Origin of the sequence: Maricaulis sp. D1M11, from assembly GCF_047308265.1 — a bacterium.
Lineage (GTDB): Bacteria > Pseudomonadota > Alphaproteobacteria > Caulobacterales > Maricaulaceae > Maricaulis.
The window spans coordinates 99,214-112,063 of sequence record NZ_JBKQWY010000010.1 but is presented as its reverse complement, the minus strand read 5'-3'; the positions used below and the strand labels follow the sequence as shown (position 1 = coordinate 112,063).

Here is a 12,850-nt window from a genome sequence, read left to right as displayed (position 1 = left end):
CATGTCAGGCAAGAAAAGTCTGTGGAGCGACCTCCACAAGCGACTCTTTGAAACCAGTTCGATCATTCTGTCGGTCGGCATTATCGGTGTGATCAGTATCGGCGGCATCGTCGAACTGGCTCCGCTCTTCTATCTCGACTCCACGATCGAGGAAGTGGAAGGCGTGCGCCCCTACACACCGCTGGAACAGCTGGGTCGTAACATCTACGTCCGAGAAGGGTGTTATAACTGTCACTCGCAGATGGTTCGTCCGCTGCGCGATGAAGTGGAGCGTTACGGTCACTACTCGCTCGCCGCCGAGAGCATGTATGACCACCCCTTCCAGTGGGGGTCCAAGCGGACCGGGCCAGACCTGGCCCGTCTGGGCGGGAAGTATTCCGACGAATGGCATCGCGATCACATGCGTCGCCCGCAATCGGTGGTTCCCGAAAGTATCATGCCGGCCTATCCCTTCCTCGAGACGGCCGAGCTGGACTATGACAATGTCAGGGCCGAACTGCGCACCCTGCGTTTCGCCGGCGTGCCCTACACGGACGACATGCTCGATGCGGCAGTGTCTGACGTGCGCACCCAGCTCGATCCCTATGCCAGCGATTATGACGGCTTCCAGGCCCGCTATCCCGGTGCCCTGATGCGTGATTTCGATGGCAATCCAGACACGGTGACCGAGCTCGATGCTCTGGTGGCCTATCTGCAAGTGCTTGGCACAATGGTGGATTTCTCCACCTATGAGGCCGAGGCCGACGAGAATCTGAGGTAATCGCCATGTATGAGATTCTCTCTAGCTTTGCCCAGACCTGGGGCATGTTGATGTTCGTCGCCATGTTTGGCGGAGCCCTCATCTACGCCCTCTGGCCACGCAATCAGGCCGTGTTCGACGCGGCCGCGTCTGCACCGCTCAACGAGGCTGACGGGCCTTTGACAGACCCCTCCAAGGAGGATGTGTAATGTCTGACGAGAACCACAAGATCGAAACCGATGCCCATTCGGGAACCGAGACCACGGGCCATGAATGGGATGGCATCAAGGAGCTGGATACACCGCTTCCGCGTTGGTGGCTGTGGATCTTCTACGGCACGATTGTGTGGGCCGTGATCTACATGATCTTCATGCCGGCGATTCCGGGGCTTCCGGGCATGTCGGCCGACGGCGACCACTCCCGTGGGCTGCGCAATCACTCGGAACGCGCCAATGTCGCCATTGCTATGGAGGCCCTGCACGACAGCCGGGCCGAGGGTTTTGCGCGTCTGGAAGGGGCAAGCATCGCCCAGATCGAGAATGATCCGTCCTTGCTGGGCTTCGTCCTTGCGGCCGGTGAGGCGGCGTTCGGGGATAATTGTGCCACCTGTCACGGCAGTGGCGGAGCGGGGGCCATCGGCTATCCCAACCTGAACGATGATGTCTGGCTGTGGGGCGGGACGTATGAGGATATCCACACGACGCTGCGCTTTGGCATTCGTGCAGAACACCTCGATACGCGTTTCTCGCAAATGCCGGCCTATGGGCGTGACGGCATTCTGACGACGGCTGAGATCCGGGATGTCTCCGAGTATGTCCTCTCCTTCTCCGGTCTGTCCGAAGATGCCGAGGCGGCTGCCCGCGGTCAGGTGACATTCGAGAGCCAGTGTGCGGCCTGTCACATGGAAGACGGGTCCGGAGATCGCTTCCAGGGGGCACCTAATCTCGCCGATGCGGAATGGCTCTACGGTTCGGATCCCGAGCAGGTCTACTCAACGATCTATCGCGGACCCTATGGCGTCATGCCGGCCTGGGAGGGACGCCTGAGCGATCAGACGATTGACGCGCTGGCTGCCTATGTCTTCCTTCTGGGCGGTGGCGAGGATGCGGCGTCTGGTCCCACGGGGCAGTAGGTCGCATAGCGGAGACGAAGAAGCCGGGATTTAAAGGTCGCCATGACACACAATCTGCACGACAGCATGGCGGCCCCCGGTGTTCGCCGATCCGAGGCCAAGGCGGTCAATTCCGCGGATACGCGTGAATTGTACCACAAGCGCGAGCAGATCTATCCCAAGCTCGCGCATGGCCGGTTCCGGGCCCTTAAATGGCTGGTCATGGCCGTGGCCCTCGGTGTCTACTACTTGATCCCTTTCCTGCGTTGGGATCGCGGAGAGGGTGCTCCGGACCAGGCCGTTCTGGTCGATTTTGCCGGGCGCCGGTTCTATTTCTTCTTCATCGAGATCTGGCCCCAGGAAGTCTACTACATCACCGGGCTTCTTATTCTCGCAGCGCTCGGTCTTTTCCTGGCCAATGCGCTTTTTGGCCGGGTCTGGTGTGGCTATGCCTGCCCTCAAACCGTGTGGACGGATCTGTTCATTATGGTGGAGCGGTTCTTTGAAGGGGATCGCAATGCCCGCATGCGCCTGGACAAGGCGAAGTGGAGTCTCAACAAGGCGGGCCGCAAGCTGGGCAAACATGGAGTCTGGCTGCTCATCGCGCTGGCGACCGGCGGAGCGTGGATTCTCTATTTCCATGATGCCTACGAAACCGTCGGCAATTTTTTCACCGGCCAGGCGGCTCCGTCCTCCTACCTGTTCGCCGGCGTTCTGACCTTCACCACCTATATTCTCGCCGGGTCCATGCGGGAACAAGTCTGCACCTATATGTGCCCCTGGCCGCGCATCCAGGCGGCCATGACGGATCGCGAGGCACTTAATGTGACCTATCGCGTTGACCGGGGTGAAGCCCGCGGACCGCACAAGAAGGGCGAAACCTGGGAGGGTCGGGGCGACTGCATTGATTGCAAACAATGTGTCGCGGTGTGTCCGATGGGGATCGATATCCGCGACGGGTCCCAGCTGGAGTGTATCCAGTGTGCGCTGTGTATCGATGCGTGCGATGACATCATGGACAAGATCGGCCGTCCGCGCGGGCTGATCACATACGAAACCGATGATAATGTGGATCGGTTCAAGGCCGGTCAGACCCCGCGCTACCGGTTCTTTCGAGTGCGGACGTTGGTTTATGCCGTTGCGTTTGGCCTGGTTACCCTCGTCATGCTCACAGCCTTGGCCTCTCGTACCGAGCTGGAGCTGAACGCCCAACGTGACCGCAATCCCAATTTCGTGCGCCTGTCTGATGGCGGAGTGCGCAATGGCTATAATCTCAAGGTCCTGAACAAGGCGGACGAGGCGCGTGTGTTTGATCTGATCATTGAGGGCGATCCGGCCTTCCAGGTCCGGGTGCTGGGTGCCGATGATGCCGATCCACTGGCCCTACATGTGGCCGCTGACCAGACCCAGGATTTTGTACTGTATCTGACCCTGCCGCCGCAGGCGGTCGATCTGGCCCAGGAGCCGCTCACCTTCCGTGTGGTTGACCGGGCGAGTGGCGAGGCGGCGATCAGCCCCTCAGTCTTTGTTTCCGGAGTGACGCGATGAAAAACCCGTTCAACCCCCTGCGTGGCTGGCACGTCCTGTTGATGCTGGTGGCTTTTTTTGGTGTGACGATCGGTGTGAACGTCACCTTCATCACGCTGGCGCTGGGGTCGCATCCGGGTGAGGAAATCCCGCGCTCCTATTTGCAGGGCCTGTCTTACAATGATGTGCTGGAACAGCGTCAGGACCAGGCTGAGAATGGCTGGACCGCACGCTCCAACACGATCGGGGACCGTTTTCTCCTGGCTATCTCTGATGCCGATGGTGCGCCGGTAACGGGTCTGGCCCTGGAGGGCAGTCTGCGCCATCCCACCCAGACCGAACAGGATTGCGATCTCGGTTTCCATGAATCGCGTCCAGGAGTTTATGAGGCGCAGATGGTGTGCCTCTCGCAGGGCATTTGGCGCGCACGCATTGTCAATACGGGTGATGTTGCGTTCGAAGCGGAAGCGCCGGTGTGTGTGCGGGATGATCTGGCGCCATGTCAGAGCTGACCGCAGACGCGATTGAGACACGACCGGCGGGCGGGCAGGCTGATCCCCGGGCCTTTGTGCGCGAAGAGGCCGGGCTGAACCATCTTGACCTCATGGTTCGTGGCGCCACGTGTGCGGGATGTATTTCGCGTGTCGAAGGGGCCTTGTTGAAGGATGAGCGGGTTGAAACCGCGCGTTTGAACCTCTCGACCGGGCGTTTGCGGTTGAGCTGGTCCGGTCCCGCCGATCTCGCTGCGTCCTATGTGAACACCTTGTCGCGCATCGGTTATCCAGCATCTGCCTATGAACCGGAGCTGGATCGGGATCCGCGACAGGAAGAAGAACGACGTCTCCTGCGCGCCATGGCCGTTGCGGGTTTTGCGATGGCCAATGTGATGTTGTTGTCCGTCTCGGTGTGGTCCGGGGATGGTGAGATGTCAGAGGCCATGCTGGGCTTCATGCATCGCCTGTCGGCTTTGATTGTCCTGCCCGCTGCTGCCTTTGCCGGTCAGCCCTTCTTCCGGTCGGCCTGGACGGCGGTGCGCCATGGTCATGTCAATATGGATGTTCCGATCTCGCTGGCCGTGTTTCTGGCGTGTGGTTTGTCGGTGCACGAGACCTTTTTCGGTCACGGCGAGACCTATTACGACGCCGCAGCCATGTTGCTGTTTTTCCTTCTGATTGGTCGCTATCTGGACATGCGTCTGCGGGCGCGGGCCTCCGAGGCCGCCCGCGGTCTTGCGGCGATGCAGGCAGCGTCTGCCAGTCGTGTGCGCGCTGATGGCATGCTGGAGGCCATTCCAGCCCGGGATGTACGACCGGGTGATGTGCTTCATCTGGCCCCAGGCGACAAGATCCCGGTAGACGGGGTCATTCTGAGTGGAGCGTCCGGTCTGGACACGGCTCTGGTCACAGGTGAAACCGCACCGCTGCTCGCCGAGGCCGGGACGGATGTGTTCTCCGGCATGGTCAATCTGGATGCTCCCTTGCGCATGCGCGCCACAGCGGAGCGAGACAATTCCCTGCTGGCGGAGATCGCGCGACTGGTTGAGGCGGGCGAGCAGGGGCGTTCGCGATATGTGCGTCTCGCTGACCAGGCAGCGAAACTCTATGTGCCTGTTGTTCATACGCTGGCGGCGTTGACCTTTGTGGGCTGGTATCTCGTCACGGGCGACCTGCGACCGGCCCTGATCAATGCGATTGCCGTTCTCATCATCACCTGTCCGTGCGCCCTGGGACTGGCTGTGCCGGCTGTGCAGGTTGTGGCATCCGGGCGCCTGTTCCGTGCGGGTGTTCTCGTGAAATCAGGAGATGCGCTGGAGCGTCTGGCCGGGATTGATGCCGTGGTGTTTGACAAAACCGGCACCTTGACCGAAGGGCGACCGCGCCTGATCAATCAGACCGAGCTGTCAGAGCAGCAGCTGCAGTGCGCTGCGAGCCTCGCCCGGACCAGTCGTCATCCGCTCTCCCGGGCCGTGGCAGATGCTGCTGGCATGGGTCCTGTGGCCGAAGAGGTCTCCGAAAGGGCCGGGGGGGGTCTTGTCGGCCGATTTGAAGGGCGTGAGCTCAAATTCGGTTCCGCAGACTGGTTGGGCATTAGCGCCAGTGCGGATGCTGTCACCGAGGCCTGGCTCCAGATTGATGATGCTCAGCCCGTCTGTTTCAAATTCGAAGACGTCTTGCGGCCGGACGCCGCTGAGACCGTGGCCCGGTTGAAAGACCGGGGCTTGCATATTGAAATGCTGTCGGGCGATCGCGAGGGGCCCGCTGCGGACATCGCGGCGCGTCTGGGTCTCGATCACTGGCGATCGGGGTTGAAACCCCAGGACAAGATTGCCCGCCTCAATGCTTTGCGTGATGCGGGGCACAAGGTTCTCATGGTCGGAGATGGGCTCAACGACGCCCCGGCTCTGGCGGCCGCGGACGTCTCCGTGTCCTTGGCCTCGGCGGCCGAGATCAGCCAGGCTGCTGCCGATCTCGTCTTGCAGGGCAATCATCTTGATGCCTTGCCCCTAGCCAATCGTGTAGCGATTGACGCCCGTCGCAGAGTGCTGGAGAATTTCGGTCTGGCAGCGGCCTATAACTGTATCGCAGTACCGCTCGCGGTGGCGGGTTTTGTAACGCCCTTGATCGCCGCTATCGCCATGTCGGCCTCCTCGGTCCTGGTGACGCTCAATGCCCTGCGCCTGGCTTCCGGACAGGTGCAGGCGAAGCAAAAGGAGAACTGATCATGTCCGTTCTGGTTTGGCTGATCCCGATTGCACTGATCCTGGGTGGCTCCGGGCTGTGGGCCTTCTTGTGGAGTGTCCGGTCAGGCCAGTTCGAGGATATGGAGGGCGCGGCTCATCGCATCCTTATGGATGACGACAAGCCGCTCACTGAACGCAAACCCCGTTAGGCGGTTTTCGACGCTGCGGACTGTTCCGGCTCTGGCGCAAAATCCTTGTAGGCATGCCAGGTCGCGTGCGCGATCCACGGGAAGGTCACGGTCAACCCGATCAGGAAGACGGCGATGCCGGCTGTGACCATGAAAGCGATAAGCCAGGCCCAGGTCAGCATGACAAAGGGCTGGGAGAAGACGGCACGTATGCTGGCGACCAGCGCGGTGATGGCATCGACATCCTGATCCACCAGCATGGGAAAGGCGATGGCTGAAATGGCGAAGGCCGCAGCGGCCAGGACTGCGCCGACCAGCGTTCCGATAACGGCCAGGCTCAGACCTTGAGGGGTGGTGAGAATGTATTCAAGGAAGGGGCCGGGTTCGATCGGAGCATCCGGACTGACCAGGATAAAGATGAACTGGGCGACCCGGACCCACAGCAGGAGCAGCATGAGTAGCAAGAGGCTGAGAAAGGCAATCTGCGACAGACGACCGGGATAGCGGGAAATCACCATCCGGAAGCGGGGTTTTTCTCCACGTTCCATGGCCCGGCTAACCTGGTAAATACCAATGGCGAGGGCCGGGGCAATCAGGGCAAACCCGCTCATGACAACCGGCGCAATGACCAGCTGGTCCATCAGTGCGAGGCCGAGGGTCAGCAGTGCGCCCACGCCGGTGAAGATAAGGCCATAGGCCAGGCTCACGCCGGGCGCCTGGGTCAGATCCCGCCAACCGAGCTTGATCCATGTCCAAGGGGCGTCACGCCGCACCTTATTGAGCTTGATCATTGAAATTCTCCCCGTTGTTTTGCCCTACTGAAGCGGAGATTTGGCCGCGCGGCAAGTCGCCACACTTTTATTGTTGGAATTTTCCGGTCACACATATCCTTCTGTAGAGAGAGAAAGACCATGCCGCCTGTCTCGCTGACTGATTTTACGCTGTTCGCCGGTCTTCTGGCCGGGCTCGCGTCGAGCCTTCATTGCGTCGGCATGTGCGGGGGAATCGCTTCGTCCTTGATGATTGGCATGTCGCCCTCTGAAGATGGTGTTGCGCGTGCCCAGACCCTGCTCCTGTCTCAACTCGGTCGGGTGACAGGCTATGTTTTCGCTGGTGGCGTCCTTGGGGCTCTGGGGTCCAATACCTATCTTCTCTTCGATCACGGTGAGGCCTATGCGTTATTGCGCTGGCTGGGCGGATTGACCCTTGTCTATATCGGATTGTCCGTTGCGGGTTGGGCACCGTCCCTGGCCGGACTTGATCGATTGACCCATGGATTGTCTGGCGTGTTTGCCCGTCTGGGAACCGGGCCTGCGGCTCAGGCTTCCCCTTTGTTCGCCGGTCTGGTCTGGGGGTTCCTGCCGTGCGGCATGGTCTATGCGACACTCTTCTATGCGATGTTGTCCGGATCAGCGGCAACCGGGGCGCTGATCATGGCCGGATTTGGCCTGGGGACTCTGCCCGCGGTTATGTCATCGGCATGGGGCGCGGGCGTTTTTGTCCGTTGGGCGCGTCAGGCCCGTCACCGTATCGGTGTAGGTCTGGCCATTGTGGCGCTGGGGGTCGTGTCAGCGATCATGCCCTGGAAAACGATCGCAGCCTTGTGCGGAATTCCCGTCTCGTGATATAAATTACGCGTGCGAATTAAATTTCTGGCAGGCAAGTCGCGGATTTCCGTTGAGTTTGCCTTCGTGGATGTCTTTAATCGCTCCAAAAGGTCGAATTGTCTTGACCTCACTCCTATATTGGTTGACAGGTTTAGCGCTAACTTTCGAGCCTATTCAGGCTCCAAGATGCTGTGAATACGGTCCAGGCGGTGGAATTCGCCGGATTTGGGAGAATAGACATGTCGAAGCTTTTGCCTGTCGATCCGTTCGACATTGTGGTGTTCGGTGCGACCGGAGATCTGGCCCTTCGTAAACTTCTTCCGGCCCTCTTCCATCGCTGGCGCGATGGCCAGATCCCTGATAACTCGCGAATTATCGCGGCCTCACGCGACAGCATGGCCGATAGCGAGTACCACACGCTCGCCAATACGCATGTTGATGCCGCGCCGGACTCCGAAGACTGGGCCGCGTTTTGCAGCCAGGTTCGCTATGTCTCTGTTGATGCGACCAAGACCGGGTCGGGATGGGCGGATCTCAAAGATCGACTGGACCCGGACGACAACAAGATCCGCTTGTATTATCTGGCACTGCCGCCCGCTCTGTATGGCCCGATATCCGCAGTGCTGAAGGCGGAGGGACTGTGCACGCCCAATGCCCGGATCGTGCTGGAAAAGCCGATCGGCAAGGACCTGGAATCGGCCCGGGATATCAACCGCGCGGTGTGTGATGCGTTTCCCGAGAATAATATCTTCCGGATCGATCACTATCTGGGCAAGGAAACCGTTCAGAATCTGTTGATCCTCCGGTTTGCCAACTGGATGTTCGAACCGATCTGGAACTCCAACGGCATTGACCATGTGCAGATTACCGTCGCGGAGTCACTCGGGGCAGGCAAGCGCGCCAGCTATTACGATACCTCTGGTGCCTTGCGCGATATGGTCCAGAACCATTTGCTGCAACTGGCCTGTCTTGTGGCGATGGAGCCTCCCGCCAGCTTGGGGTCCGACGCGGTCCGGAATGAAAAGCTGAAAGTGCTCGATGCGCTGCGTCCGATCGGCCCCGCCGAGATTTCCCGCGATGTTGTGCGGGCCCAGTATCGGTCAGGCGCCATCGAGGGCGAACCGGTCGCTGGTTACACGGACGAGCTGGGCAAGGAGAGTGAGACCGAGACGTTTGTGGCGATCAAGGCGGCGGTGGACAACTGGCGCTGGGCTGGCGTGCCCTTCTATCTGCGAACGGGCAAGCGCATGTCATCGCGCCGTTCGGAGATTGTGATCCAGTTCAAACCGGTACCGCACGATATTGTGGGCGCCGGGCGCCTGCATCCCAACCGCCTCGTGATCCGTCTTCAGCCGGATGAAGGCGTGAAGATGATGTTGATGACGAAGGATCCGGGACCGGGTGGGCTGCGTCTTCGTTATGTACCGCTCAATCTAAGTTATGCGGATACGTTCGAAGAGAACTATCCGGATGCCTATGAACGCCTGTTAATGGCGGTCGTGCGCGGAAATCTCAGCCTCTTTATGCGCCGCGACGAAGTTGAGGCGGCTTGGAAATGGGTTGATGGCATTATCGGAGCCTGGGACCAGGAATCGCCCAATCTTTATTCCTATGCCGCGGGCGCGGATGGCCCCTCCGAGGCCGATGTATTGCTCAAGCTTGATGATCGGGAATGGTTTGACGGAGCGCGTTACTGACGCTGTGTCAGCCGGAAGCAGACGGGAGACCGCCATGTTCACCTGGACCACTCATCCCTCTCGAGAGGTGATGACACAGACCTTGCGCGACCAGATCGCGGCCCAGCTGTCCGCATCCATCTCCGCGGACGGACGGGCGAGTTTCGCTGTTTCGGGGGGCTCATCTCCCGCGCCCTTGTATCAGGCTCTCTCTGCCGAGAAGATCGGTTGGCACAAGGTCTCCACGGTTCTGGTCGATGAGCGCTGGGTTGAGCCCGGTGAGGCCGGATCGAATGAAAGTTTCGTCGAGGACAATCTGCTGGGCGGTGAGGCCGCATCCACCTGTCTGGTGGGGCTGAAAACCTCTCACGATACGCCCGGTGAAGGTCTGGCGGAGGCTGAAACGCGCCTGGCGGACATGAAATGGCCTCTGGACGCCGTTGTGCTGGGTATGGGTCCCGATGGTCACACCGCATCATGGTTTCCGCATGCGGACGGTCTCGACCGGGCCCTGGCCTCGGATGGTCCACGCCTGGCCGCCGTACGGGCCCACAAGTCCGAGGTGACGGGAGACTTCCTGGAGCGCATGACTCTGACCAAGGCCGCTGTGTGCGAGGCCAAGCTGGTGGTTCTCATGATCACGGGGCCCGTCAAGCGCCGGGTCTTCGATGATGCCGATACTCCCGGACCAATCGAGGATTTGCCGATCCGGTCCCTGATCTTCGATCCATCTATCAATCTACAGGTTCACTGGGCCGAATAGGTCCGAGCTGGAGGAACTCATCATGACTGCGCCCCTCAACAGTGTGATTGAATCCGTCACGGCCCGTATCCGTGAACGGTCTGCGCAAAGCCGTCGTCGCTATCTGGATCTGATCGAAGCCGCTGCCAGCCGCGAGCCGAAACGCAAACATCTGTCCTGCGGGAATCTGGCGCATGGTTTTGCGGCCAGCGGAGAAGACAAGGACGCACTGCGCGACCTGGTCTGGCCCAATATCGGCATTATCACGGCCTATAACGATATGTTGTCGGCGCACCAGCCTCTGGCGGAGTATCCGGACAAGATCAAGACGGCCCTGCGCGAAGTCGGAGCGGTCGGCCAGGTGGCTGGCGGCGTTCCGGCGATGTGTGATGGGGTGACCCAGGGCCAGCCGGGCATGGAGCTGTCGCTCTTCAGCCGCGATGTGATTGCCATGGCCACGGCGGTGTCGCTGTCACATGACATGTTTGACGGCGCGATCTGTCTGGGTGTTTGCGACAAGATTGTTCCAGGCCTTGTGATCGGTGCGCTGCGCTTTGGCCATCTGCCCGTGCTGTTCCTGCCTGCCGGTCCGATGCGTTCGGGCATTTCCAACACCGAAAAAGCGCGCATCCGTCAGCTCTATGCCGAAGGCAAGGTGGGACGCGACAAGCTCCTGGCTGCGGAAAGCGCAAGTTATCACTCTCCGGGAACCTGCACCTTCTACGGCACGGCCAATTCCAACCAGATGTTGATGGAAGTCATGGGCCTTCATGTGCCCGGGTCGGCATTTGAAAACCCGGGTACTCCCTTGCGCGATGCCCTGATCAAGGCGACGGCGCAGCGGGTGGCCGGACTGACGGCGTTGGGCGACAACTTCCAGCCGATCGGCAAGTCGATCGACGAACGGGCCATTGTGAATGCCATTGTGGGTCTGCACGCCACCGGCGGTTCGACCAATCATACCTTGCACCTGCCGGCCATGGCGCGTGCGGCGGGCATTATTCTGGAGTGGGATGATTTCTCCGAACTGGCCGAAGTGACCCCGCTTCTGGCGCGGATCTATCCCAACGGCCCGGCCGATGTGAACCATTTCCACGCTGCCGGCGGCATGGCCTATCTGATGCGCGAACTGCTCGAAGGCGGGCTCCTGCACGCTGACGTCCTGACGCTGGGTGCCGAGGGCCTTGAGGCCTTTGCGACAGAGCCGGGTCTCGAGGGTGATGATCTGGTTTGGCGCCCTGCTGCTCAAGAAAGCGGTGATCCAGAGATCATCCGTCCGCTCAGCGATCCCTTCTCTGCGGATGGCGGGCTGAAAGTGCTGGACGGCAATCTGGGACGTTCAGTGATCAAGGTCTCGGCTGTCAAACCGGATAACCGATTGATTGAGGCACCGGCCATCGTCTTCCACTCGCAGGACGAGATCATTGACCGTTTCAAGGCGGGCGAGCTGGAAAAGGATTTTGTGGCCGTGGTCCGCTTCCAGGGACCCAAGGCCATCGGCATGCCGGAGCTGCACAAGCTTAACCCGCCGCTCGGCGCGCTGCAGGACAAGGGCTTCAAGGTGGCGATTGTCACCGACGGGCGTATGTCCGGTGCGTCGGGCAAGGTGCCCGGAGCCATTCACGTGACGCCAGAGGCGCAGGATGGTGGACCGATTGCCCGGGTGCGCGATGGGGACATGATCCGCCTCGATGCCGAAGCCGGCACGCTGGAAATCCTGGTGGATGAGGCGGAATGGGCTTCGCGCACGCTGGCGACGGCCGATCTGACCGCGACGTCTGTCGGAATGGGCCGCGAATTGTTTGCAGGCTTCCGGCGCGATGTCTCATCTGCGGAAACCGGCGCCCTGGCGTTTCCGGACTTGGATGTGGCCGGCACGGTTCTGGAACCGGCTGAATAAGCCCTGATTGATCTGTTTGAGGACATGACCATGAGCACTCCTGTTTCCACTATTCTCGATGCGGCCAGCGTCATTCCGGTCCTGACTGTCAAAGACATGGCCCATGCGGTTCCTCTGGCCGAGGCCCTGGCCGAAGGCGGTTTGCGGGTCATCGAGATGACATTGCGTACCGAGATCGGTCTGGATGCCCTTGCCGCGATGAAAGAAGCGGTGCCGGAGCTTTATGTCGGCATGGGGACGATCCGCACGGGCGAAGACGTCCAGCGCAGCGTCAATGCCGGTGCCGATTTCCTGGTGTCTCCGGGTCTGACACCCGAGATTAGTGCGGCCATGATGGACAGTGGTGTGGCGAGCCTCCCCGGTGTGGCCACGGCAAGCGAGGCCATGCAGGCCCAGGTGGCTGGTTTCACCGCCATGAAATTCTTTCCGGCGGAGCAGTCGGGCGGCGCGCCCTGGCTGAAATCCATCGCGGGACCCCTGCCGGACATCACCTTCTGTCCGACAGGATCCATCACAAAAACACAGGCCCCGACCTATTTGGCCCTGCCGAATGTGGCGTGTGTCGGCGGGTCCTGGGTGGTTCCCGGCGATGCGCTGAACGCGGGCGACTGGGCCCAGATTACCCAGAACGCCCGTGATGCCATGGCGATGATTGCCGACTAGTCCGGACAGAGGGGCTT

Annotated in this window: 13 protein-coding genes; 12 read left to right on the top strand and 1 reads right to left on the bottom strand. The window is 60.6% G+C overall.

From position 1 onward, the window contains the following. Window position 1 precedes the first annotated feature (1 nt). From ccoO to ccoS, 7 genes are read left to right on the top strand one after another with little or no spacing between them, the layout of a single operon-like run. Window positions 2-760 (top strand): cytochrome-c oxidase, cbb3-type subunit II, encoded by a 759-nt coding sequence (ccoO, locus tag RMQ97_RS14120; RefSeq protein ID WP_413661541.1) that lies wholly within the window; start codon window positions 2-4, stop codon window positions 758-760. A gap of 5 nt (window positions 761-765) precedes the next feature. After that, a complete protein-coding gene (locus RMQ97_RS14115) occupies window positions 766-948 on the top strand; it encodes a cbb3-type cytochrome c oxidase subunit 3 (RefSeq protein ID WP_413661540.1) in 183 nt (60 codons plus the stop codon). Further along, a complete protein-coding gene (gene ccoP / locus RMQ97_RS14110) occupies window positions 948-1,871 on the top strand; it encodes a cytochrome-c oxidase, cbb3-type subunit III (protein ID WP_413661539.1) in 924 nt (307 codons plus the stop codon). Before RMQ97_RS14115 ends, ccoP begins: the two co-directional genes overlap by 1 nt. 42 nt (window positions 1,872-1,913) lie before the next feature. After that, window positions 1,914-3,398, top strand: a complete 1,485-nt coding sequence (ccoG, locus tag RMQ97_RS14105; RefSeq protein WP_413661538.1) for a cytochrome c oxidase accessory protein CcoG — start codon at window positions 1,914-1,916, stop codon at window positions 3,396-3,398. Further along, window positions 3,395-3,889 carry a FixH family protein gene (locus tag RMQ97_RS14100; protein ID WP_413661537.1) on the top strand — a complete coding sequence of 165 codons (495 nt, stop codon included), beginning with the start codon at window positions 3,395-3,397 and terminating at the stop codon, window positions 3,887-3,889. Before ccoG ends, RMQ97_RS14100 begins: the two co-directional genes overlap by 4 nt. Continuing rightward, window positions 3,877-6,096 carry a heavy metal translocating P-type ATPase gene (locus RMQ97_RS14095; RefSeq protein WP_413661536.1) on the top strand — a complete coding sequence of 740 codons (2,220 nt, stop codon included), beginning with the start codon at window positions 3,877-3,879 and terminating at the stop codon, window positions 6,094-6,096. Before RMQ97_RS14100 ends, RMQ97_RS14095 begins: the two co-directional genes overlap by 13 nt. 2 nt (window positions 6,097-6,098) lie before the next feature. Continuing rightward, complete coding sequence (gene ccoS / locus RMQ97_RS14090; RefSeq protein WP_413661535.1) at window positions 6,099-6,266, top strand: cbb3-type cytochrome oxidase assembly protein CcoS; 168 nt, start codon at window positions 6,099-6,101, stop codon at window positions 6,264-6,266. Here the strand turns inward: ccoS and RMQ97_RS14085 are convergent. Further along, window positions 6,263-7,036 (bottom strand): DUF2189 domain-containing protein, encoded by a 774-nt coding sequence (locus tag RMQ97_RS14085; RefSeq protein ID WP_413661534.1) that lies wholly within the window; start codon window positions 7,034-7,036, stop codon window positions 6,263-6,265. The genes ccoS and RMQ97_RS14085 overlap by 4 nt on opposite strands. A gap of 120 nt (window positions 7,037-7,156) precedes the next feature. Between RMQ97_RS14085 and RMQ97_RS14080 the strand changes: the two genes are divergently transcribed. From RMQ97_RS14080 to eda, 5 genes are all read left to right on the top strand, one after another. After that, entirely contained in the window at window positions 7,157-7,870 is a 714-nt protein-coding gene (locus RMQ97_RS14080; RefSeq protein ID WP_413661533.1) for a sulfite exporter TauE/SafE family protein, read from the top strand. A gap of 221 nt (window positions 7,871-8,091) precedes the next feature. After that, complete coding sequence (gene zwf, locus RMQ97_RS14075) at window positions 8,092-9,549, top strand: glucose-6-phosphate dehydrogenase (RefSeq protein WP_413661532.1); 1,458 nt, start codon at window positions 8,092-8,094, stop codon at window positions 9,547-9,549. Window positions 9,550-9,583: 34 nt separating this feature from the next. After that, window positions 9,584-10,291 carry a 6-phosphogluconolactonase gene (gene pgl, locus RMQ97_RS14070; RefSeq protein WP_413661531.1) on the top strand — a complete coding sequence of 236 codons (708 nt, stop codon included), beginning with the start codon at window positions 9,584-9,586 and terminating at the stop codon, window positions 10,289-10,291. A 22-nt stretch (window positions 10,292-10,313) separates the two neighbouring features. Further along, entirely contained in the window at window positions 10,314-12,170 is a 1,857-nt protein-coding gene (gene edd / locus RMQ97_RS14065) for a phosphogluconate dehydratase (RefSeq protein WP_413661530.1), read from the top strand. Between the two features lie 30 nt (window positions 12,171-12,200). Next, the gene (eda, locus tag RMQ97_RS14060) at window positions 12,201-12,833 is read left to right on the top strand and encodes a bifunctional 4-hydroxy-2-oxoglutarate aldolase/2-dehydro-3-deoxy-phosphogluconate aldolase (protein WP_413661529.1); all 633 of its coding nucleotides are present in this window, start codon (window positions 12,201-12,203) and stop codon (window positions 12,831-12,833) included. The last annotated feature ends 17 nt before the right edge of the window (window positions 12,834-12,850 follow it).

Excerpts from the sequence above, each read along its gene's own strand:
- ccoO (WP_413661541.1), top strand. The coding sequence starts at position 2 with ATGTCAGGCAAGAAAAGTCTGTGGAGCGACCTCCACAAGCGACTCTTT.
- RMQ97_RS14115 (WP_413661540.1), top strand. The coding sequence starts at position 766 with ATGTATGAGATTCTCTCTAGCTTTGCCCAGACCTGGGGCATGTTGATG.
- ccoP (WP_413661539.1), top strand. The coding sequence starts at position 948 with ATGTCTGACGAGAACCACAAGATCGAAACCGATGCCCATTCGGGAACC.
- ccoG (WP_413661538.1), top strand. The coding sequence starts at position 1,914 with ATGACACACAATCTGCACGACAGCATGGCGGCCCCCGGTGTTCGCCGA.
- RMQ97_RS14100 (WP_413661537.1), top strand. The coding sequence starts at position 3,395 with ATGAAAAACCCGTTCAACCCCCTGCGTGGCTGGCACGTCCTGTTGATG.
- RMQ97_RS14095 (WP_413661536.1), top strand. The coding sequence starts at position 3,877 with ATGTCAGAGCTGACCGCAGACGCGATTGAGACACGACCGGCGGGCGGG.
- ccoS (WP_413661535.1), top strand. The coding sequence starts at position 6,099 with ATGTCCGTTCTGGTTTGGCTGATCCCGATTGCACTGATCCTGGGTGGC.
- RMQ97_RS14085 (WP_413661534.1), bottom strand. The coding sequence starts at position 7,036 with ATGATCAAGCTCAATAAGGTGCGGCGTGACGCCCCTTGGACATGGATC.
- RMQ97_RS14080 (WP_413661533.1), top strand. The coding sequence starts at position 7,157 with ATGCCGCCTGTCTCGCTGACTGATTTTACGCTGTTCGCCGGTCTTCTG.
- zwf (WP_413661532.1), top strand. The coding sequence starts at position 8,092 with ATGTCGAAGCTTTTGCCTGTCGATCCGTTCGACATTGTGGTGTTCGGT.
- pgl (WP_413661531.1), top strand. The coding sequence starts at position 9,584 with ATGTTCACCTGGACCACTCATCCCTCTCGAGAGGTGATGACACAGACC.
- edd (WP_413661530.1), top strand. The coding sequence starts at position 10,314 with ATGACTGCGCCCCTCAACAGTGTGATTGAATCCGTCACGGCCCGTATC.
- eda (WP_413661529.1), top strand. The coding sequence starts at position 12,201 with ATGAGCACTCCTGTTTCCACTATTCTCGATGCGGCCAGCGTCATTCCG.